General features: G+C 41.9%; 19 protein-coding genes and 1 pseudogene. 6 read left to right on the top strand and 14 right to left on the bottom strand.

Annotation, left to right across the window (positions count from 1 at the left end):
- Window positions 1-322: 322 nt before the first annotated feature.
- The 4 genes from Q4591_RS13115 to Q4591_RS13100 form a co-directional block, all read right to left on the bottom strand.
- Window positions 323-1,717 (bottom strand): RsmB/NOP family class I SAM-dependent RNA methyltransferase, encoded by a 1,395-nt coding sequence (locus Q4591_RS13115; RefSeq protein ID WP_303461403.1) that lies wholly within the window; start codon window positions 1,715-1,717, stop codon window positions 323-325.
- Between the two features lie 194 nt (window positions 1,718-1,911).
- Window positions 1,912-3,246, bottom strand: a complete 1,335-nt coding sequence (locus Q4591_RS13110) for a BamA/TamA family outer membrane protein (protein ID WP_303461401.1) — start codon at window positions 3,244-3,246, stop codon at window positions 1,912-1,914.
- Between the two features lie 195 nt (window positions 3,247-3,441).
- Window positions 3,442-5,121, bottom strand: coding sequence for a phosphoethanolamine transferase (locus Q4591_RS13105; protein WP_303461399.1), 1,680 nt, complete (start codon window positions 5,119-5,121; stop codon window positions 3,442-3,444).
- Window positions 5,122-5,304: 183 nt separating this feature from the next.
- Complete coding sequence (locus Q4591_RS13100; RefSeq protein ID WP_303461397.1) at window positions 5,305-5,976, bottom strand: DUF2461 domain-containing protein; 672 nt, start codon at window positions 5,974-5,976, stop codon at window positions 5,305-5,307.
- Between the two features lie 230 nt (window positions 5,977-6,206).
- Between Q4591_RS13100 and Q4591_RS13095 the strand changes: the two genes are divergently transcribed.
- From Q4591_RS13095 to Q4591_RS13085, 3 genes are all read left to right on the top strand, one after another.
- The gene (locus Q4591_RS13095; protein WP_102437565.1) at window positions 6,207-6,635 is read left to right on the top strand and encodes a RimK/LysX family protein; all 429 of its coding nucleotides are present in this window, start codon (window positions 6,207-6,209) and stop codon (window positions 6,633-6,635) included.
- A 128-nt stretch (window positions 6,636-6,763) separates the two neighbouring features.
- Window positions 6,764-7,402, top strand: a complete 639-nt coding sequence (locus Q4591_RS13090; RefSeq protein WP_303461421.1) for a fumarylacetoacetate hydrolase family protein — start codon at window positions 6,764-6,766, stop codon at window positions 7,400-7,402.
- 168 nt (window positions 7,403-7,570) lie between these two features.
- Window positions 7,571-8,530 (top strand): diguanylate cyclase, encoded by a 960-nt coding sequence (locus Q4591_RS13085; RefSeq protein ID WP_303461394.1) that lies wholly within the window; start codon window positions 7,571-7,573, stop codon window positions 8,528-8,530.
- Window positions 8,531-8,754: 224 nt separating this feature from the next.
- Here the strand turns inward: Q4591_RS13085 and Q4591_RS13080 are convergent, their stop codons facing one another.
- The 6 genes and pseudogenes from Q4591_RS13080 to Q4591_RS13055 all read right to left on the bottom strand — a co-directional run bounded on the left by Q4591_RS13080 (window position 8,755) and on the right by Q4591_RS13055 (window position 15,210).
- A complete protein-coding gene (locus Q4591_RS13080; protein WP_303461392.1) occupies window positions 8,755-9,315 on the bottom strand; it encodes a CBS domain-containing protein in 561 nt (186 codons plus the stop codon).
- 245 nt (window positions 9,316-9,560) lie between these two features.
- Window positions 9,561-9,705, bottom strand: a pseudogene (locus Q4591_RS13075) (IS3 family transposase); the annotation flags it as partial.
- Between the two features lie 245 nt (window positions 9,706-9,950).
- Complete coding sequence (locus tag Q4591_RS13070) at window positions 9,951-10,820, bottom strand: DMT family transporter (RefSeq protein WP_303410873.1); 870 nt, start codon at window positions 10,818-10,820, stop codon at window positions 9,951-9,953.
- Between the two features lie 106 nt (window positions 10,821-10,926).
- Window positions 10,927-12,516, bottom strand: coding sequence for a PAS domain-containing methyl-accepting chemotaxis protein (locus Q4591_RS13065; protein ID WP_303410872.1), 1,590 nt, complete (start codon window positions 12,514-12,516; stop codon window positions 10,927-10,929).
- A 306-nt stretch (window positions 12,517-12,822) separates the two neighbouring features.
- Window positions 12,823-14,298, bottom strand: coding sequence for a CotH kinase family protein (locus tag Q4591_RS13060; protein WP_303461389.1), 1,476 nt, complete (start codon window positions 14,296-14,298; stop codon window positions 12,823-12,825).
- Window positions 14,299-14,646: 348 nt separating this feature from the next.
- The gene (locus Q4591_RS13055) at window positions 14,647-15,210 is read right to left on the bottom strand and encodes an isochorismatase family protein (RefSeq protein ID WP_102520740.1); all 564 of its coding nucleotides are present in this window, start codon (window positions 15,208-15,210) and stop codon (window positions 14,647-14,649) included.
- A gap of 280 nt (window positions 15,211-15,490) precedes the next feature.
- Here Q4591_RS13055 and lgt point away from each other — a divergent pair, with 280 nt between their 5' ends.
- The gene (gene lgt / locus Q4591_RS13050) at window positions 15,491-16,288 is read left to right on the top strand and encodes a prolipoprotein diacylglyceryl transferase (RefSeq protein WP_303461387.1); all 798 of its coding nucleotides are present in this window, start codon (window positions 15,491-15,493) and stop codon (window positions 16,286-16,288) included.
- A gap of 98 nt (window positions 16,289-16,386) precedes the next feature.
- Here the strand turns inward: lgt and Q4591_RS13045 are convergent, their stop codons facing one another.
- Window positions 16,387-16,845: a YeeE/YedE family protein gene (locus Q4591_RS13045; RefSeq protein WP_303461385.1), complete on the bottom strand. Its 459-nt coding sequence runs from the start codon at window positions 16,843-16,845 to the stop codon at window positions 16,387-16,389.
- Window positions 16,838-17,257 (bottom strand): YeeE/YedE family protein, encoded by a 420-nt coding sequence (locus tag Q4591_RS13040; protein WP_076537249.1) that lies wholly within the window; start codon window positions 17,255-17,257, stop codon window positions 16,838-16,840. Before Q4591_RS13040 ends, Q4591_RS13045 begins: the two co-directional genes overlap by 8 nt.
- Before the next feature lie 330 nt (window positions 17,258-17,587).
- Here Q4591_RS13040 and Q4591_RS13035 point away from each other — a divergent pair, with 330 nt between their 5' ends.
- Window positions 17,588-19,291: an FAD-dependent oxidoreductase gene (locus Q4591_RS13035; RefSeq protein WP_303461383.1), complete on the top strand. Its 1,704-nt coding sequence runs from the start codon at window positions 17,588-17,590 to the stop codon at window positions 19,289-19,291.
- A gap of 352 nt (window positions 19,292-19,643) precedes the next feature.
- A complete protein-coding gene (locus Q4591_RS13030) occupies window positions 19,644-20,540 on the top strand; it encodes a hypothetical protein (RefSeq protein ID WP_303461381.1) in 897 nt (298 codons plus the stop codon).
- Between the two features lie 185 nt (window positions 20,541-20,725).
- Here Q4591_RS13030 and Q4591_RS13025 read toward each other — a convergent pair whose 3' ends face one another.
- Entirely contained in the window at window positions 20,726-20,983 is a 258-nt protein-coding gene (locus tag Q4591_RS13025; protein ID WP_076537243.1) for a hypothetical protein, read from the bottom strand.
- Window positions 20,984-21,030: 47 nt separating this feature from the next.
- Window positions 21,031-22,659, bottom strand: a complete 1,629-nt coding sequence (gene pfaD / locus Q4591_RS13020; protein ID WP_102437546.1) for an eicosapentaenoate synthase subunit PfaD — start codon at window positions 22,657-22,659, stop codon at window positions 21,031-21,033.
- Window positions 22,660-22,662: the final 3 nt, after the last annotated feature.

Raw genomic sequence — 22,662 nt, 5'->3', positions numbered from 1 at the left:
TATTGAAGCGGCTCAAAAAGCATTAATATAAAGGATGTAAAGTGTGCCTAATAATTATTCCTGCTATTCAGAGAGCTTGAACAAGTGCGGCACACTAAAGTAACAAACTTTATTATAAGAAAACGATATCCGCCCTCAGAAAATTATTAAACTATTGAGTTATAACCGTTCATGGTAACCATATTTTTTATCAAATTTTAATACGGGCGTACAGTACTGCTATTGAGTGCTGCCATTGAATAATTAAAAAGGCCTTCACAAATATTTGTGAAGGCCTTTTTTGATAATAGTTATTGTCATCGTTTATTGATAAATAGGGACATTACTTTCTCATCATTCTCGCCACATACATGCCGTCACTATTGGCTTCAAAGGGCCATACGGTAATATGCTCAAGCTTAGCTTGGGTAAATGGGTGTACGCTGGTGATCAACTCAAAGTCACTATTGTGTTGTAAAAATTGCTGCACCACTTGTTCGTTTTCAAGCGGTGATAATGAGCAGGTTGCGTAGACGAGTTTGCCGCCTGGTTTTACCGCCTTTGAACTGCGAGTTAAAATATCTAACTGCAGTGCGGGTTTATCTTCGATACAGCTTGGCTCATCTATCCAGCGCATATCTGGGTTTCTGCGCCATGTGCCAGTGCAACTACATGGGGCATCAACCAGTACGCCATCAAAATGGGCTTTGGCTACCGGTAAAGCATCGCTTTTCCAGCGCGCCACAGTAATGCTGTCAAAGTTTGCTCGTTTAGCGCGCTTATTAAGCTCTTCTAGGGCTTTTGAACGAATATCTGATGAGGTAATAGTACCTGCTGTATTGTTGTTTGAGGCGGCATTTTGCAGCATCAATGAGCGCAGCTGTAATGTCTTACCGCCGGCGCCACTACAGGTGTCCCACCATTGCTCGTTTGCTAAAGGCTGACAGACATTGCCGATAACTTGCGAGGCTAAATCTTGAATTTCAAGTTTGCCCTGTTTGTATAAATCAACGTCATTGAGGTTAATGCTTTTGCTGCCAAGGCTTAATGCATCAGTAAAGTATTCATTGGCTAGGGCATCAATACCAGCTGCTTGTAATGTGGTAACAGCTGATGCTGTATCAATGCGCTGCGCTCTTGCCCAAATGGGAGGACGGCCACTCATGGCTTCAATCAATTTTAGTTTGTTTTGCTGATCATCAATGGTGCATAGCGCCCAAAACCAATCGGGTAATAGTTGAGTTTCAGCAAATTCAATGGTCGTGAATAACTGGCCCATAAGGCTATTTTTATGGCTAACATCAAAGTTTGTACTTGATTGCGGATTAGATGAGTTAGCAACATCATTAGCGTCAATGGTGTGATTTATCAAGCTGATTTGTTCGGGGCTTAAGCCGCCAAAGTGTTGCCACGCATCAGCAAACTGACGCCATTGATGATGCTCAAGTAAGGCACAAGTGCTGAGCATTTGATACCAAGTTTGTTGCTCATGCTGAGAACCAAGCTGTTTTAGCCAACCCCACCAACGAAATAGCCCAAATAAGGTTTCGCGGATCACGCGGCGATCTTTTGAGCCATGTTTTTTGTGCTCACGGAAGTAGTTCGCCACAATCCTATCAGCAGGCATTTTAGTGTCTAATACTTCATCGAATAACTTTTTGATGGTGGCAGAGTAGCTTAATGCTCTTTTTTCTGCGGGAGTATTAGCTTGAAGATGGGGTTGATTAACTGGTTCCATGACTCACTCAGGTTGGCTTTGCAGCGCAATGGGGATAATTGTGCTGCAGTTTACCATGACTGCTACTGTTGTTAAATCCGCGGTTGCAAGGTCAACAGCGGTTAAATCAAGGGATGTGACCTCAAATGCGACTAATCCTTAGATTAGTCGCCTTCCATTCTTGTGGATAAAAGACAATTTAGTAAAGCGCTCTTTTAAAACGGATGGTCTACCATCACCCAAGCATTGGTCGCTTCATCTGATTGGGCAAGGTCAAATCTTATGATAATCCCTGCAGTTAATGCCCTAAGTGACACGCCATAATCAAACTTTAAATCGGTTAATAATTCATTGGCAGTATAAGCTTCGCCAACGCGGCCTGCTTCAACAAAGCCCACTAATTGAAACCAATCTAGGCGTAAAAACTTAAGCCAGTTTACATCTTCGATGGGGTTGTTTTTGAAGGTATAGCGATATTCTGCAGTGCCGTATATGGAGGCTTTATCATGAAAACGACTGTTGTCATAACCGCGCATTCGATAAAAACCACCAAGTGTTGCGCCTTCGCTGTAAGGGGCATCATTGGTGATCCGCCTGCCTCCTTCGTCGTTATACTCAAGCTTCCATGAGGGCGAGTAACCTGTCCAAAAATTTAACGCTAATATACGCTGGGATGCCCAGTCGGAGGCGCCAAAAGAGAAGTATTTACTGGCTTCAAATTCGATAAATGTCCACTGATTATCAGAATCTAGCCAAGCCGCATCATGGGAAATGGCGACAAACTGCTTACTGCCGTAACTGGGGTTTCGTGAAAAGTCGGTATTATCATAAAGCAGTCCTAAACTCATCGCATGAACGGCGCCATCTAATTCTCCGTCTTCAAATTCAAAGGTTTCAAAGCGGTTAAATTGTTTCAGTGTCGCCACTGTGGCTCCAGACTCAAGCGGATTCCAGCTGTCACCGCCAGAGGGTTTTGAGCTCAGCAAGCCGCGGGTTAGTTCATAGTGTACTTGGCCTTTATCACGTGTTGCGCCAATAGGCAGAGTGTATTCAAGCTGTATATTCCACCAGTTTGACGAGCCATCAGCTTGTAAAAACTGTTCATTTGATGAGTCATTACTACCAGGGATAGGTGTGCCTGCAGGGGTATAATTTAAGGTGCCCCCTGCGTAGGCTTTTTTCTGTGGATAATAACCGACAAAGCCAACGGCACTTAAAAAGAAGCGTTCGGTTCGTGGTATTTTAAAGTTCCAAATTCCTGCGCCAACACCGTAACTGACATCGCCACCATAGACAGTAGCGCCAATCGTCATTTGTTCTTGTCCATAACCACTGACCATAGTGCCAATGCCTAAGTTTAATCCCATTGAGTCAGTGCTGAAAGCGTAGGGGAGTATCAGTTCTTCGGTACCAACCCTTGGGGACTCAGCGCGATTAACGATGGATTTAATATTCTTTGGCGCGCTATGGGCAAAAGATTGCGTCAGTAATAGTGAAAAGGCCAAAAGGGCGGTGAAATAGTATCGAGTCGAAGCTCGGGAAAAGCGCATTTTTATCATCCGTGAGCCTTTAACATTGTCGGTGAGTACGTAATTAACGGGCTGATAGTTAATCATTTTATTTATTAGATAAATATAGATGAAGTTGATTAAAAATCTAATTCGGCGGCTAATTTAGGCCATATTTATTGCGACTAGTTTGAGGGCGACGAGTGATAGCAGAGATTAAATCGCTATCACTAAATGCTATTTTGTCCCCAAAAGCTCAGTTGTTTGCTTGCAAGAATGGCTAAGATCAAGCGAAGTATCGAGTAAATGGGTATCGATGCCATACAAGCCGATAAGCGTATTAAACAAATTGTCATGGGAATGTGTCCCCTGACTCACTTGCGTGATGATACATTGACGGTCGAGTTGCTTTGACTGGGTGTAGCTTTCTGGTAACCATAGATACCAAGGCACATGGGTTTGCTCTGCTGGCGCAAAGGCATAAGGGGTGCCATGAAGATACATGCCGCTTTCACCTAGTGATTCACCATGATCAGAGATATACATCATTGCCACTTCATAATCGCTGGCATATAGCTCTAATAGTTTTACGATTTCTGACAAAATATAATCGGTATAAACTAAGGTATTGTCATAGACATTGATGATTTCTTCATCACTGCAATTTTCAAGATCGCTGCGCTCGCAGGCGGGGCTAAAATGCTGCTTATCTTTAGGGTAACGCTTGAAATAGGTAGGCCCATGGCTCCCTATCGTGTGCAATATCAATAATTGATTGGTTAAGGTTTGCTGCTTGTTTTCTAATCTCTGCTCGATATGTGAAGCGAACTCGCGCACCAGAACTTGATCATAACAGCTACTACCGTCACACAAGTCATCACTTGAGTCAGTCGGAATATTAAACTCAATCACATGGGCTGCCAGATGTTTATCACCGCCATCATTGTCAAGCCACACCACTTCTGCGCCTGCTGTATGAATAATGTCTAGTAGGTTGTCACTGGCCAGTGCTTTTTCACGGTTATAATTATCGTGAGTGAGGTCGGAAAACATGCAAGGTAATGAATGCGCGGTCGCGGTGCCACATGAGCTGACGTTATTAACAATAATGAAGTCTAAATTTTCAGTGTAAGGATTGGTGTTTCGATGATAACCGTAATAAGCCATATTTTGAGCGCGGGCTGTTTCGCCGACGACCAGTACAAATAAAGTTGGCTTAGTTGGGTTGATATCGATTAAGCGTGCATCTTGGCCTCTAACGGTATAAGGCAAGGGGGTGACAAAGTTGTTTTTATAAAGATATTTTACCGTATTGAAAGCATGGGCTGGTATGATCATTTTTTTAAGGTAAGTATTATTTCGCCCCATGGACACATAGTCCTTATAAAAGCCTAGCAGCACGACTCCTATTAAACCTAAGCCTACAACCACTAATGTTGAGCGTCTCATTAAGGATTTAACTACGCTTTGTGATGGCGTTAGGCGCACTCGCCACAACCATATGGTTGGAATTAGTCCAAACACCACGATATATAAAATAGACGTGGTGCTGATATAGGACAGGGCTTCGCCAGTATTGGTTTCAAAGATATTTTCAATCATGGCGTAATCAAAATATACCTGGTATTTCATGGTGCCATACATGGCTGCTGCAGAGGTGAGCAGTAAGATTGTCAGTAAGGGTTTAAAGATAAACCGAGACGAAAATAAGCAAAAAACAATGATAAAAATGCCCAAGAGTACGAGCGCCGGCGTAAGAGAGAACACTAAATGGCTATCAGCTGATAATTGAAAAATACGTTGGATAAGCCCAAAGTTAATCACCAGCGCAAAATACAGCGCCATCAGCACTATCATCGTTTCTTTGCTGAGTTCTTTTGGGTTAATGGCAGAATATAGGCGCGAGAATGCTGTCATATTAAATGCCTGCTGGTGATGTTAGTCTCTAGTTTTATACTAGTTGAAATTTGGATAGTCGTCCGCTAATTCACCGACACGGTTTTCAGTGTCTTGGTTAGTCTCGTTTAGCGGCGAATGTTTATCTCTTTAAAGCAAACTCTATCCACGGCCGTTTTATCACGATGATATAAGTCATTATCACTAAAAATCTAAGTCTAAGGCAAAGCATAAATAGCCCATTAAACCAATGGTATGCTTGAACTCTTCAGCGCAGAAATTAACAAAATCATCAGCGCAGACTTGCTCAATGGTGACAGGTTTGATGGCAATAAAATCTTTGCGCTTTAATTCTTCAATGAATGGATGATCTTTATCAAATCCACGCGGTGGTCTTATTAAACGGTCCCCAGATAACTCAAACCCAGCTGCGGCTAATTGTACCGAAGCCTTTTTATAACCGTTAGGGTTTTCATCAATACAATGACGAATGGCATTGAGGGCTTTTGATTCAGGATGCCATATTCCTGCCGCTAAAAAACAACCATCATTGGCAAGGTGTAAATATATGCCCGGGGCATGGACATCTTTTGCTTGAAAATGCCGAAACTGAATACCGACGTTAAGCTTATAAGGGCTTTTATCTTTACTGAATCGACTGTCTCGTTGAGGGCGCATCATACTGCCACCGACTTTTTTAGGTACTGCAGTCAGCCTTGGCGATAAGCTGAGGATGGGCCCTTGCATGGCTTCGATAAACTTAAGGGTTGGGGTGCGCACCAAATCTTCATAGGTTTGCTGATGTTGCTTAAACCATTCTCGGTTGTTGTTATCAGCTAACTGACTTAAAAAATTAAAGCTTTGTTGAGAATACATTGGCAGCCTTATTAGTCTTAATCATTCATTGTCTCATAACGGCATATGATAACCATTAGTTCAAATACTTGTTCAATCATATAGATTAAGGTTAAATTCAATCTATTAACAGCTAGGGTTAAGTATCAGAAAGGCTTATATTAAGCTAGCGCTATGCACTGTCAAAGGCTAATTATTGCAGTATTGATAGTCTAGCCTTGGGATTAAACAGAAAACGTTAAAGGTTTACCATGACGACATCGTTACAAGTGCTTGGTTGGTGTGAATGGGCCACATTTCCAGAAATTGCTAATGAACGGGTCAATATGAAAATTGATACCGGCGCCAAAACATCATGCTTACATGCTTTTAAAATTGAACCCTTTATAAAAAATGACCAAGATTGGATTAAAGTGTGGTTTCATCCTCAGCAAAAGTCGCTGCGTGAAGTTGTGTGTGAGTTTGCGGTGTTTGATCGTCGTAATGTCAAAGATTCTGGCGGACATATAACCAGCCGTTATGTGATAAAAACGCCGATTATCATTGGTGAGCATCATTTTGATATTGAGCTGACATTGACTGCTCGTGACAATATGCAATTTAGAATGCTGCTGGGCAGAAGGGCATTATCAGGAAGATTTTTGGTAGATTCATCCGCATCATACTTGCTTGGCGCTTAATTTAAATTGGTTTTTATTCACAAAACTGAGTCATAAAATAAGGACTTATCGTGGCTTTACATTCCGTATCAATCATCAACCCAACCGCTAGCCCATCGGCTTCAACTTCAACTTCAAGCCCTGTAAAGATGACGCCTTCTAAAATCGTCTGTATTGGTCGTAACTATGTCGATCATATCCAAGAGCTGGGCAATGAGATACCTGCAGATATGGTGGTATTTTTAAAACCCAATTCGGCCATCACAACAGAGCTTATTGCCTTTCAACAAGAGCCTATTCATTACGAAACTGAGTTATGTTTTATTATGGAAAACAATCAGTTCTCAGCAGTGGGTGTCGGTTTAGATTTAACCAAAAGGGCACTGCAATCTAGCCTCAAAACCCAGCAACTACCTTGGGAACGGGCAAAAGCCTTTAACGGCTCGGCGCTATTCAGTGACTTTATTCCCCTTGATTCATTAGGTAAATCAGCCTGCGAAAAGTGGGCTTTTCAATTATCAATCAACGAAAAAGTTATCCAAGTGGGTCACAGCGACTTAATGATGTATAGCACATCTGCCATTAAGCAATCGTTAACTGAATTTATCAGTTTAGAAGACGGTGATATTGTGATGACCGGTACCCCAAAAGGCGTCGGCGTGGTTAATGTGGGTGACTGCTTTAGCGTAAAATTATGGCGCGCAATAGACTACAGCGATAGCCGCTCACTTGAAAACTACATGCTTAATAATGTTCCGCAGTTAACCCAGCAATGGTTGGCTAAATAGTTTTGTTCAAGATAGTAATCTGATGCTTAGCCGCGAAAGCTTAAAGAGGAAATTTTGATTTTAAGGTCTATACTTTTAGCGAAAGACCTTTATCTTAAATCCTGCTAAAAGGAAAGTTAGTCTGTTATCAGGCTAATAAATTAGCTATAAATGAGCGGCTAATTAAATATGACATTTCCTAATTCCTGTATAGAAAAGTATTATCATTTATATCAAAACTTGTTCAATTTCTCTGGTGTGTCATGGTGGTTAATCGATTTATCTGAAGACAGTAATACCTACTATTGCAACGATAGTATGTGTGACATGTTTGCTTTAGATAAACAATTAAATCATCACAGCGTTAAAAAAACCTGTCCCATTGCTGGTGATTACAATCAAAATATTGCTATCAAAGATTCCCAAAAAGCCAACAAGATCCGCGATGATTATCTTAAATTAACAAACGGTGTCATCGAAGAGTTTAATAATCGTTTTCCTTACTACGACAGTCGCGTTGACGATGTACTTTATTTTACCAGTAAAGCAAGGGCGGTACTGCGTGATGATAAAGGCAACGCAATCATTTTATTTGGAGTAATTGAGTGTGAACGCACCAGTGCAGAACTGTTTAAACTATTGAAAATAGATAGCTTAACTGGGCTTAATAACCGCCGTGAATTCGATTCTCAATTAGATTTCGTCATTAATTTAGCCAAAAGAGAACAGAAAAATGTCTCTTTAATCATGTGTGATATTGATTACTTTAAAGCTTACAACGATAGTTTGGGTCATTATCAGGGCGATCAATGCTTAATAAAAGTGGCTCAGTGTATTGCCCGAGTATGCAGCCGTTCGACAGATGTGGTGTGCCGCTATGGTGGCGAAGAGTTTGCCATTATTTGTTATGGCGAAAATGTAGATACGGCTGCACTGGCAGAAGATATTCGCAAAGGTGTCTATGAATTAACTATTCCTCACTTTCAAGGGGCGGAATCGTTGGTCACACTGAGTGTGGGTTTTGTTACCATGACGCCAGATGCTGATACAACGGCCAGAGAGTTTATTGAAAAAGCGGATAGTGCGCTTTATCGCGCCAAAGATCAGGGCAAAAATTGCAGCATTGAATTTACACTTGAAGTGGCTTAATCACGGTGTCTTTATCAATATCTGTCGAGATCCCCGTGATCCGAGCGAAGCGAAAGTTGCGGGGTAGTTCACTAAGTTGACTGGATACGGTTTGGGCGATGGTATAAGTACAATTTTGGTTAATCTGAATATATGGATCTAGAATGTTAAATCTATAAGCCTTTGAAGTAAGGCTTATAGATTGAATTTGTATCATTCTCAGAGTTAATTCACCGCAGATTTCTCTAGCCGGCAGTATTAAAAATGTGGCTAAATGAAGGGCGTTGATGAATTTCAATTGGCACACTTAGTTTTCTTGCTAAGTCACTAGCTGCAATAATACCGCGAATATGATGAAGTTCGTGATCAATCACTAACATATGGTGCAAGCTGTTTTCTTTTAAAATACGTACCACATCGCTGACTTTTGCAGTGGCAATTTGATCATAGTCAAACGCTTGAAGATCTTCTCTTTTTACCATGACATCAGTCACTAGCACTTCATCAATGTTGTGTTCTAGCTTTTTCGCTGTCATTAATAAATTATGATGTGAGAGCTCTTGCATGGTAACCACACCAAGGAATTTATCATCCTTATCAATAACAAGTCGCATATAAGCATGGGTTTTTTCCATGATTTTACCTGTGCCTACCGCAGTGGTTGACGCATCAACTACGATTGGACGGGCAACATCAAAGTCAGTAAAAATATCTAATGCAGGTGAGTCCATATGTGCAACTTGAACTTTGGTTGACCATAGTAAGTGATCGACAGATGCGGTGCTGAATAGTTGTAAATTTCTCATTGGCTAACTCCGTTACATTAAAATAAGTAGATCTGGTAACTGAATATAGCGTTGGCTAACTTTCAGGATTGGTGCGACGTTTAAAATTGAGGGGCATCAAAAAAACCATAACCTTAGGCAGTAAGAATAGCGCTGCTTAAACATGTAAGGCAAGTACATGAATGACATTTAATATTGGTTAAGCCATTGTTGTGGTTGTGAGTTTTATGTGTGGTGTGTGCCTACTTGTGTTAATGTCGAACCTCTCTAAATTGACGAATCCATTTATCCATGGTTGGCTTGCCTACACTCATGGTTTGAGCAGCTTCAACAATTGAGTAATTTTGAGCTAGCACTAAATTGAGAAGATTCAAGTTTGAACCCTGCGCGAAAAAGTCTTCTTGTACGTTGCTCATAGTGTCACCTGTTAACTTATGAGGTGATGATATCATCTCTAACTAGGTGGCCAAATTAGCTATGACACTACTGACTCCACTCCACAAACTAAGTGCTGCTGTTGCAAGACAACGGCTATCAACAAAGTATGGCGACACAGAAATACAACACAGGCATTTTTACAAACCTAAAAACAGCTACGTTGGAATGTGCTACGACCTAAGGCCAACACTTAACGCGAATAGCGCTATAAAGATGCCTTATTGCTTTCGCATCAGTAAATACATTGCCGCACTAAGCAGTAGCATGGCAATGGTTGTATAAATCCAGTTAACATCGATATTGCCACCTGTCATTAATACAAACACCGGGATTAGAAAAACATAAGCTGAAACTTGTTGCGGTGCTAATTTTACACTGGCTTTTTGAAACAGGAAAAAGCTAATCGCAGTGGCAAAAACAGCAAGGTATAAGCACGCCAACCAAGCATTGCCAGAGACCTGTTGCCAGTTGAAGTCGATTATCTGTGGGGTTAAACAAACCGATAATATAATCGCGGCAGCGATTAGGCTCCAGCCAGTAAATACCATAAAGTTCTCTTGGCGATAGCAGGCTTTTATGACCAGAGGATTAGCTGCCATAGCAATGCAGCCCAGCATAAACAGACTGTAACCTGTGTTCCATTCAAAATCCAAGTTAGCATTCGATTGCTGCAGGACTAAAAAAAGTGACGCACTAAAGCCGACAATAAGTGCTAACCAATGGCTTAACTTACCCACCTTTCTATAAATTAGCATGGTTAATACAGCCGTAATTAACGGCAGCGCAGTGGAGAGTGCACTGGTGGCAAAGGCCGAGGTTTTAGTTAAGGCACTAAACATGGCAGAAAAATAACCCAGTGCGGGCAAGGATACTAAGGCATAACGCAATAGGCTTTTAGCGCTAGGTAAATTAAAGCGCCGAGTAACAATTAATAGGACCACAAATAATGAGGCAGCAATAACGTATCTAAGCCAAGTGGCAATCATTGGTGGAACCTCAAGCATTAATTGCTTGCCTACAGGAAAAGTCATCGCAATGATGAAGGTGAAAAATAGCATTTGGATATGGGGACGCGCCGACTTAAACATATGTAAACCTTAAATGAAAAAAGGGGCGAAAACTCGACCCTTTAGTGTTAATTCTAGCGACTTTTTCACATCGTGCTTTTTAAATAGCGACTTTGCTCTATGGGAATTAATGCTCCCTTTGAACGCTTTGTTGCCAAAACTGCTTCGACAAGTTGGCCGTTTTATTGGATAAACGAGTCATTTGCTCACATTTGATTTTAGCTTGGTCTGTTTGCGCTAAGCTGGTATTGGATAACTCATTAATCACCACGATGGATTGACTGATATCTTCGGCTACCGAGGCTTGTTGGCTCATGGCGGTGGCATTCATTTCTGCCATCGCCTGAATATTATCTAACGAGGCGCGTAACTGATCAAAAGCGCTATCGGCATCCTCTGCTAATTTCACTGAAAGATCTGCTTGTGCCTGACCTGCATCCATAGCTTTAGCTGCGCTTTGGGTACTTTGCTGAAAATTGCTCACAATGCTACCAATTTGAGTGGTGGACTCAGTGGTTCGCATCGACAATTGACGCACCTCATCAGCCACTACGGCAAAACCTCGACCAGATTCCCCCGCTCGGGCGGCTTCAATGGCGGCGTTAAGCGCCAACAAATTAGTTTGCTCAGCAATGCCTTTTATCTCACTAAGTACTGCTGAAATAGCATGGCTGTCATGTTCAATTGATTCAACAATGGTTGAGAAATGGGTCACTTCTTGTCTTAACTTACTAATGGCAGCAACTACATTCACCATACGTTCCTGACCTAATGTGGAAGCGTTATGACTACGGGTAATTTCTTGAGCTGTGTTATTGGTGTTATCACTGACTTCAGTAAAGCTGGTGGTCATTTCCTCCATGGCTGTGGCGACCTGAGTAGTTTGCTGGCATTGGCTTTGAGCACGCTCACGCGTATCAATAATAGTCTGATTAAGTTGCTCACTTTGTTCACTAATTGATGTGGCTGAATCAGCCATGCGGCCAACGACGCCACCGGTTTCAGTGATTAAGTAATTTAATGCTAAATCGATTTTGCTTATGTCAGTTTGGCTACCGGTTAAAATGCCGCAGGCAATGGGGTCGTCAATGATGGTAGTGGCTTTAACCATTAACGCTTTCAAGGGTTGGCAAAGGTAGTTTATGCCTAGTGCTGCGACAATAGTGCAGATTGTCGCGGCCGCAATGCTAAGGGCTGGAGTTGAAATCATGCTGGTGGCAATTGTGCTGATTAACAAGATAAACATTGCCCATAAACTTAGCTTGCCGACAAAACTCATGATGGGACTAGCGAGTTCTTTTGGCGCTATGCCATCATTGAGTTGCTGATAAACCTTTTCTGCAGTCGCAATTTGGGCTTTGGTTGCTTTACGACGAATCGACTGAAATTCATGTATTTCACCATTTTCATATACTGGCGAGATATAGGCATTAACCCAGTAGTATTTACCGCTTTTAGTACGGTTTTTGACGATACCAACCCAAGGTTTTCCGGAGTTAATACATTGCCACATAGACTCGAATGCTTGAGGCGGCATATCTGGATGGCGAACAATATTATGGGGCTGCCCATGTAATTCATCTGCGCTAAATTCTGAGATGTTGATGAACTCTTGATTGGCGTATTTAATGTTTCCTTTAAGGTCGGTGGTCGATAACAGAATGCAGTTATTGGTGAGTGCTCGCTCACTATTTATAATAGGTTGATTTATACGCATGGTAACCATTAGAGGATATAAAAGTGGCTACATTTTGCCTGAGCTGCATTATGGATAAATTGATAGCGGTCAAGTATTTATGATCTATTGTTAAGATTTAAATATTAGCATTTCAATATGTTAACTTTAAAATTAATCTGTTTCACCGTGTCTTATTATTACAAGGGCAAAATGACCAAGTGAGATAAAACAGCTAAGCAGCCAAAAGGGGGAATTACTTTCCTCAGGTCTTTTGTCATTCCCTAATTTGTTGCTTAGACCGAATTTTGCAATAAATAGATTAACAATTTAAAGCTTCAGAAATCACTATTGCTTATCAAGATAATCAACCACGGCCTCAGTGCGATTTTCTGCATGTTCGATTAACTCATCAATAGCGCGATAGAAGTCACTTGAGCTTTCTAAGAATGAATAACCTGACAATTCAGTGGTGGCATAGGGCTCAATTAATGCTGAGTAACTGTTGTAGATCGCCTGCATTTTATTCGTTTCATAGGCATCATTAATTACAGTGAGTAAATATTGGTTATAGGTATCGCGATAAGTGTCATCGGCATAAATTTTAGCAATCAGTGGCCAGCTGTTTGAATTAATATCGGCAAAATCTAACGCTAGAGCGCCGCCCATTTTGCCATCTTGTAAGGCTTCATTATTGTCCCATGGGATCCAGGTGAGTTTTGCGGTATCTGGGTCGTTGTATAAGTAAAAATTATGCGGCATTAGGCCATAGGTGTCCCAGTTTTGAATCACTCCGTTTACGGCTAAATACTTAAGGAACACATCCACATCAAATACAGTTTCAAGGTTTGCGCGCCAGGTTTGTGGGTCAGTGCTGGCAGTATCGTCATGTAAGGCGTCAAATAATGCGAGGATATCTGACCAATCCTCATCATCTTCATTGGTTTTCTTCTCAAAGTTGTCTTGGCTAAATGTGCCTTCAATAAACATGGCACCATCATCTTCTGGTTTATATAGGTTGCCATCATCGCTAGCAAACTGGCTATCAATCACAGTATCGTCGACTTCTTCAACCAGCGTATATAAGCCAAAATATTCAGGGCCGTCACCATGATCAACATACAAGGTGTAAAAAGCGGTATGTGATACTGCAAGGCCCGCATCTTTAAAGACATCAGCAGCGACTTTTTCACGTAAAAGTGACTCATCATCATAGTTATTTTTCAGGCTTAACTTTTTGAAACCATAAAAGCGTTGGTTATCGATTTGGGGGTAATCATCTTCAAATTCATCAAAATCTAACTTAAACGACAACTTAAGCACGCCGTTCTGCCAGCTTGATTGCAACGACGAGTTACCTTTAAAGCGGATCCCAACGCGATACCATTGCTTGCCTTCATAATAGATATCCGCAGGCACCATTATTGGGTTTTCATCGCTATCTAGAAGACTATTAGAACCTGAAGATGTGCCAAAACTGCCGTAGGTGTTCGTCATATCATCGAGCATGCTATTCCAGCGGTCTTCGGTAACCACAAAATCTAAGCGTTTGACTTCAGTATCACTGAATACTTCTTCAAAATTAGGATCGACATTTTTACTGTGAGTCTCATCAGTCCAATCAATGGTCTCAAAATCTGTGTCACTGTAATCCTCTTCTGGAATGATAATGCCAGTTTCAGGTGTGGTGTCTTCGGGCTCTGTGGTTTCGTCGTTACCGCTGCAACCTGAAAGTAATAAACCACAGCTAAGGCTTGCGAGTAATAAAAACTGTAAGGGGATCCCGGTTAATCGAGTCGATGAAAAGCAAGCAATATTGAGCATAAGAAACTCCTGATAATGACGCTATTTTTTGGTAAATGAACGGAATACAAGGTTATTGTCAGGTTAGGGTAATCAATTAAAGTGCAGAACTGGTGCAGAAAGGGTGGAACAAAGCAGTAGTTTTATTGAACTGTCTTGATTGAACCGCCTAGATGGCACCATTTTGATAGGTCGTTAGTTAAGCGGTGCAGTCAATCGCTGCAATCAACTATGGATTTAGGGGGCTGAAAGCGGTTAAAACGATGGGACTGTATTATTAACCTAGTGCTTACTCGTTGTCAGTTAAGACTATACGTGGTCAGTTAAGACTATACGTGGTCAGTTAAGACTATACGTGGTCAGTTAAGACTAGGCGTGGTCAGTAGAAACTCTAGCGACAATATCTGCAGTGGTACCGGTTTCAGCCAGCTTTGGGAATATAGAGTTAACGCTATTGTTATGAACATCCATATTAAAATCAGTAATGGCATCTGTAGCGATGGTGACATTGTAGCCCAGCTCAAATGCTTGTCTTGCGGTTGATTCCACCCCCATGCTGGTGGCGATACCACTAATGACTACTTGGGTGACTTTTAATGATGCTAAGTACTTATGCAGCTCAGTTGAAGCAAAAGCGCCCCAAGTGTTTTTGGTTAACTGTAAATCCTCTTGCTGAGGTTGTAACTCATCAATCAAGTGGCTCCAATTTTCTGGTTTTTGTTGCTGCACTCTGACTTGTTCGGTGCGCCCAGGAGCGATGCCATCAACATTAACTAATACAATGGGCAAACTGGCATAGCGAAATAATGACACTAACTTACAACTATTCTCGATGACTTCTTGGATGGGGTGGCAAGTATCTAAGGTCACCAGACCTTGTTGTAAATCGATTACGATCAAGGCTGTTTGGGCATCAATGGTGGTAATACTCATAACGATAGCTCCTAGTTGTTAAGCGGCTTTGACTGACGAGGATCAATACACCCAATATACCATCATAGCTTAACGGACAAGGGCTAGCATTTCTGAGTCGGCAGTATCGTTGGTTTTTGGTGATAAATGACAGCAGTAACGGAAAATAATTTTACTTGGGATAAGGATGATTTTGCTGCTAACTCAGAGCCCTGAGTAATAACTGCTTGAATTACCACCTAGAAGCACGTAATACTCTTGTTAGCATGTTTATTGTTCAATCCGATATGGAGCATCGATTTTGGAGCATATAGTTTGGAATTTAGACCCTGTTATGTTGTCGTTTATGGGGCTAAAAATACATTGGTATGGCGTGTTGTTTGCCACCGCCATTATCAGTGGTTTTTTGGTTATGAGGCGTATTTACGTGCTTGAAGAGCTTGATGTTGAGTCATTAGATGATTTAGTCATATATTGCGTGGTTGGCATTGTTGTGGGGGCGCGATTAGGGCACGTGTTATTTTATGAGCCAGGCTATTACTTTGCCAACCCCTTAAAAATATTTGCCATTTGGAAAGGCGGGCTTGCCAGTCACGGCGGCACGGTCGGCGTGTTATTAGCCATGTACCTTTATAAACGCAAGGTGCAGTTACCGTTTTTATTCTTGATGGATCGCATTGCCATTGCTACGGGGATTTTCTGCTTTTTCGTCCGTATGGCTAATTTTACCAATTCAGAAATTGTCGGGGTGCCAACTGATAAGCCTTGGGGAATAGTTTTTCAGCGTATTGATATGCTGCCACGTCATCCGGCGCAATTATATGAAGCAATCACCTATTTAGGGCTATTTATTCTAATGTGGCTGCTATATCGCTTTACTGAGATGAAACAAAAACAAGGGGCATTATTAGGGCTATTTCTAGCGTTGGTTTATGGCTCACGTTATTTAATTGAATTTGTAAAAGTAAGACAGGCTGACTTTGCCCAAGATTGGAGTATGAGTGTAGGGCAAATGCTTAGCGTGCCATTTGTGCTATTGGGGCTAGGGTTAGTGGTTATGGCTTATATGAAAAAGCTGCCAGATGCTTCAGTCAGTTAGCTTTAAGCGATAAAAAAATGCCAGCGATTATATCGCTGGCATTTTTCAAAAAGGGATAGATATTTTGGTGCTGCAAAATGCTAAGCGCTCACTTGAGCTTAATCGCGCAAGGTCCTACTGCGTTTCTTAAGGGGACTAGCTTTTATTGGCCAAGAGATTTTTTTACTCCCGTAGTAGCCAAGCAGCATACTGGCCATGAACCAGTAAATCGCCGACTCACCGCGTAACAAACTTGCCACCGCAGGTCCTGGGCAAATGCCTACCATTCCCCAGCCAAGACCAAAAATAACTGAGCCAATAATTAACTTAGGTGTAAGCCCCTGTGGCGTCGTTGGCATTTCATCGCCATTAACGGCATGAGTACGGGGTTTGATTAAAAAATGATAACTTGGCAAAAATACCAATAGTGCGCCACCAATAACAAACGCTAAGCTGCCATCCCAATTGCCGGTGACATCCAAAAAATTAAGCACCTTGTAAGGGTTTACCATTTGCGAAATATTCATACCTAAGCCAAATAACAGCCCGGTGATTAACCCTACTAAGACCTTAAACATGCACGCCTCCAGACAACCACACCACTAACGCCGCACTTAACATAAATATCACAGTGGCAATCATTGAGCGCATTGATAGGCGACCTATGCCGCAAATACCATGGCCGCTAGTGCAGCCATTAGCGAGTTGGGTACCAATACCGACAGCTAACCCGCCAACCAATAACCAAGTTAATGAATAGTCAGGTAAAGCGGCAGTGTGAAGGCCCATTAAAGGGTCAAACAATAAACTGGCAGCCATGGCGATAACAAAAGCCACTCGCCATGCTCTGTCTTTGTTGTTAGCGCCAAAAATGCCGCCTAAAATGCCACTGATCCCGGCTGTTTTGCCACTCAATAGCATGAGCATGGTTACCGAAAGGCCTAATAGCATTCCGCCAAATAAGGCACTCCAAGGGGTGAATTCTGTCATTCAACACTCCAATATAATTTAACGGCTGTAACACCTAATTGTCAGCGTGGTAACAATTAACGCTATCGCGCAGCATTAATTTCACACAAGCCATTGTTAAAGCAAGGTTTAGAGCAGTATACAAGAGCGGGTATATTAATAAAATCTAATCTTATGAAATTTTGTTTAACTAGTTGTGCATTAGAAAAAACTTATGGATAATGTGTTTTATTCAATATGTGAACTATATAGAACGATGAATAAAAAGTATGGCAGACGACATCGTCGCAAAACACTAAGTTGCCATTACAGTTATTTCAGTTCAGCAATCGGTTGTAACGGGAGAGAGTCATGTCAAAAATTTTAATTATCGGTGGTGTAGCGGGTGGCGGATCAGCTGCAGCGCGTGCTCGTCGTCTTAGTGAAGATGCTGAAATCATCATGTTTGAACGAGGCGAGTTCGTATCGTTCGCCAATTGTGGTTTGCCTTACCATATTGGTGGTGACATCAAAGATAGAAGCAAGCTATTGCTACAAACGCCAGAAAGTTTCTTGGCACGCTTTAACGTTGATGTTCGCGTCATGAATGAAGTAACTGCAATCAATAGCGTAACTAAGTCGGTCACGGTAAAAGATTTGATCAGTGGCAATGAATACACTGAAACTTATGACAAGCTGTTACTTAGCCCAGGTGCTGGCCCCATTGTTCCGCCTATTGCTGGCATTGATAATCCGCTGACGCACTCGTTACGCAATATCCCAGATATGGATCGCATTCTTAATACCATCAAAACCAATAAACCCGAGCACGCAACAGTGGTTGGCGGTGGCTTTATTGGGTTAGAAATGATGGAAGCGTTTCATCAACTAGGGATAAAAACCACTTTAATTGAAATGGCCGAGCAGGTGATGACTCCTGTTGATCGTGAAATGGCAGGATTTGCTCATGCTGAAATTCGCCAGCAAGGTGTGGATTTAAAACTTGGAGTAGCACTTGAAGCTGTTGAGTTTACTCCTTGCGATCATATCTTAAGTATTGAGTCGGGCGAAAATGAAGCCCACCAACACAAGCAAGGTAAGTTAAGCCTTAGCCTTAATAATGGTGAGTCCTTAGAGACTGATATTCTTATTATGGCCATTGGTGTTCGACCTGAAACCAAACTTGCTAAAGAAGCGGGTTTAAAAATTGGCGATTTAGGCGGTATTTATACCAATGAAAACATGCAAACCAGTGATCCAGATATTTATGCCGTTGGTGATGCAGTAGAAGACAAAGACTTTGTGACTGGTAAGCAAACCTTAGTGCCGCTAGCAGGGCCAGCTAACCGCCAAGGGCGTATGGCAGCAGATAATATGCTTGGCCGCAATGAAACCTATAAGGGTACACAAGGCACCGCAATTTGTAAGATTTTTGACCTTGCAGTTGCTTCAACAGGTCAAAATGAAAAGCAATTAAAGCGTGATGGCGTTGAATACCAAAAAGTGTATGTGCATACCGCAAGCCATGCAAGCTACTACCCAGGCGCAGAAATTGTCTCGTTTAAAATGCTATTTGACCCTAAAACAGGCAAGATTTTTGGCGCTCAAGCAGTGGGCAAAGATGGGGTCGATAAACGTATTGATGTGATGGCGGTTGCCCAACGTGCCGGTATGACAGTTGAACAGCTACAAGACCTTGAACTGACCTATGCACCGCCTTATGGCAGCGCTAAAGATGTCATCAACCAAGCGGCATTTGTAGCCAATAACCTTATCAAAGGTGATGCAAGCGCGATACATTTTGAAGAAATGGATAATTTATCGGCAGATCAACTCTTGTTAGATGTCCGTAACCCAGGCGAGCTTGAAGCGGGTGGCTGTATCGCTGGCGCGATTAATATCCCTGTAGATCAACTGCGTCAACGCATGAGCGAATTACCAAAAGACAAAGAAATCGTCATTTATTGTCAAGTAGGCCTGCGTGGTAATGTTGCTTATCGTCAGCTGGTGAATAACGGCTTTAAAGCCCGAAACCTTATCGGCGGTTACCGCACCTATAAGTTTGCTAAAGCATAAAACCTGTTTTATAAGTTTTAGTTCTAACGCCAAAGCCAGCATTATTTGCTGGCTTTTTGTTTTGATAAATTGGTGTCTATTCCAAAGGTTCAAGTAGCTTGTGCGATTTTATTATTTTTAACCGGCAACCTTAACAGTGGCCAACCCATAATGTTACCCTCGTTGTAACAATGTTTAATTTGTTGTTGTTCGTTTACCGATACGATGTGCAGATGCGGAGTTTTTGAGCTAATTGCATTTTGAGGGGTAACAAAGCAATGAATAAAATTTTATTCAATTTTTAATTTTGCAACAATCAATATATTCCTGTAAGCACTGATTAAAGGTGTTTGTGTATTGATAGAGTGAGCTAATGCTTAAATTGAATCAGCAAGTCAGAATCCAAGTTGATGATGTATTTATTCAATATCATATATTTGATGTTAACCAACCTGTGATGGTTACTTTTTCACCTTATTCAGAACCTATAACTGAAGAGCAGATATCTTCAGGTAAATCTGCATGGGGTTTTGAGCTATTTGCTAAACGACAATTGAATGTAGTCGCTTTTAATCATATTGGTAAAAACAATATATTCGAATCCCAAATTTTTGAGGCATTTTTAGTTGATTTTGGAAAACAATTAACCTTATTTCCTAGCCGAATTGGTTATGGTGCAAGTTTGGGCGGTTTTGCGGTAGCGCTTTACGCTAAAACACTAGGTCTTGATAGAGCGTTATTGTTGATGCCTGTGAGCACATTCAATCAAAGTATAGCTCCGTGGGAACCTAAAACTTTTTCGCATTCAAGAGGGGTGGGATTAGATGCAAGTGGATGTACTATTCCTTTAACGATCATCTATGACCCCTTATTTGTTCCAGATAAACTGCATAAAGAGCGTTTTGCAAGTTGTGTAAAAGTATTAACTATCACAGGTGTTGGTCATCGGGTTCTTAGAGCTCTTCGAGACTTAAATATGCTATCTTCTGTGGTATTGGAATATAGAGAAGGTGATATAAATAGCGATAATTTCTATCAACGCACCCGTAATAGACGTAATTTATCCTATTACTTTAAGCATATTCGTACCGTAAATACTGGCAAGCTGACTAATAAACGCTTAATGATTATTTACCGTCACAAGTTGGCTTACCACTTGAAAAACCTTGATGTTAATCCTAAAAAGATCATAACTAAGCTAAAAGTTAGCCTGTCAAAAAAAGTGATTAGATTAATGAAAATTTTTAGACTTCAGCCATTGCGTAATTAGGCGTAAGGCGTACCTATTGGTTAAGCTTAAAAGTGGCAGTAGATTAGGAAATTTTGTCGTACTAGAAGTTGAAATTAACCATGAACTTTAAGCAACAAAAAAGGCATCTTTCGATGCCTTTCTTTTTAAGCTTTAAACTTTTTGAATAAACTTAATAGCTTATTTAAGCTAATTAGTTCAGCCAATTACTTCAACAGCGCCACTGCTTCCATATCCAGTTCTATATCAGTACAACCTTTGGCACAATATATTCCTGGTGCTTTGTCTGTCGGCTTCGCCTTTTTAGTATTAGGCGGTAATTGCAGCGTGAGCGGTTTTTTACATTCACTGCATTCTGCGCTGTTGCCTTTCAGCATGCGCTTTATCAAGTTCTTTTGTTGGTTAAATGACTCTTGTGTGGTGCCATTTACCGCTGAAAAATCCAGTTTTTGTGTTTCGCTCATTACCGCTACCTATATGAAAATTGTCTTAGCTTGATTACAGCACTTAATCACTTGACCTGATCAAGCGGGCTCCAACGTTGTAATGCTACTGGTATTGCTACGCCTTGGGCGGTCAGTAGATTAATACGTGCTTGATAAGCTGCGCCGTGCATCAAGTGTTTTGCTAAGTCTACCGCATTTCGCTGGGTATAATCATCTAAATAGCTGCCTTTTGCCCATTCATTGAACGCGCCAAGTGCTGGACCTGCCCAAATTTGGTAATCCATTTCACGGCCAACTTCACCTGAATTCGACCAGCGACTTGAAAGGCCAAGGTACCAACGGAAAATAAGCGCCATTTTACGTTTTGGATTACCTTGTGCGCGTTCGATTTGCTTAGGATCGCGTTCGTTAAAATGCGCCACTGTTCCTGCCCAAATCTCATCAAGGCTTGAACGGAATACTTGTTTTTCAAGTTTTTCACGCTCCTCTGCTGGAATCGCTTCAATTGACTCATAACGGCTATAAATCTCATAAAGCTTGTTCGCGCGCATCGGGAATAACGTGCCGCGTTTAACCACTTGCAGTTTCACGCCCATTTCGAACATGTCCGCAGCGGGTGCCATGGTCACGTCAGCCATTTCAGTGGTGGCAAGCAGTTTACGAGTATGTTCACTGGCGCCTGCTTCAACACACGCTTGGTTGATAGAGCCGGTAACAATATAAGCTGCGCCCATATTGAAGGTCGCCAGCGCGGCATCAGGGGTACCCACGCCGCCACCACAACCGACACGAATAGGCGGGTTGTAGTTGTATTCAGCTTGTACCTTGTCTTTTAAGGCCAAGATAGTCGGCAGTAACGTCACTAAAGGTCGGTTATCGGTATGACCGCCAGAGTCAGCTTCTGCAGTAATATCATCAGCCATAGGAACAAGCTGAGCTAGCTCCATTTGCTCGGGGGTGATTAAGCCTTCATCAACCAATTTTTGCAGTATTTTAACTGGCGCAGGTTGCATGAACTTAATCGCGACTTCGGTGCGGCTCACTTTGGCGATAACTTTGTTAGCAACAACCACATTGCCGCTAGCATCACGGCTTAAACCTGCCGCGCGGTAGTAAACAATTTGCGGTGTTAAGCCTAAGAAAGCCGATGCTTCAACGGTGCGTACTTTATGTTTTAAAAATAACTCAACGCTACCACGCTCAAGGGCTGGCTCGCTTGGGCTGTGAATTAAGTTAAACATGTATGGGCCGTTTGGCAGCGCCGCTTGAATGCGGTTAATGGCTTGCTCTACCCGTGAAGGAATTAAGCCCGCAGCGCCAAACGAACATAAGATGCCCGCTTGACCGAGGGCGATAACTAATTCTTCAGATGAAATACCATTAGCCATTGCGCCAGCATAGTATGCGTATTTAACCCCGTGTACACGGCGGAAGTTACTATCACCTAAGCTCTGGGTGCCAAGTGCGGGTGCAAAAGCGCTGACAGGTAAGTCTTGGCCGCTGCTAATGCTTTCTGTGACCACTTGGGCTTTTTGAGAAACCCCTAAGCCTTTTTCAGGATGGCTCACCAAGTAACAAGCTTGGGAAAGCTCTTTTAATTTATTACCGATAGCGGCAGGGTCAAAGCTGGCATCACTTGGGGCAACTTGCCAAGGCCATGGAGATAGCTTTTCGTTTTGAGTGCTAATTGTCATTAT

Source organism: Shewanella sp. 3_MG-2023 (assembly GCF_030548765.1).
Lineage (GTDB): Bacteria > Pseudomonadota > Gammaproteobacteria > Enterobacterales > Shewanellaceae > Shewanella.
Note: the sequence above shows the minus strand (reverse complement) of the source record. Positions and strands in the feature narration are given on the sequence as shown.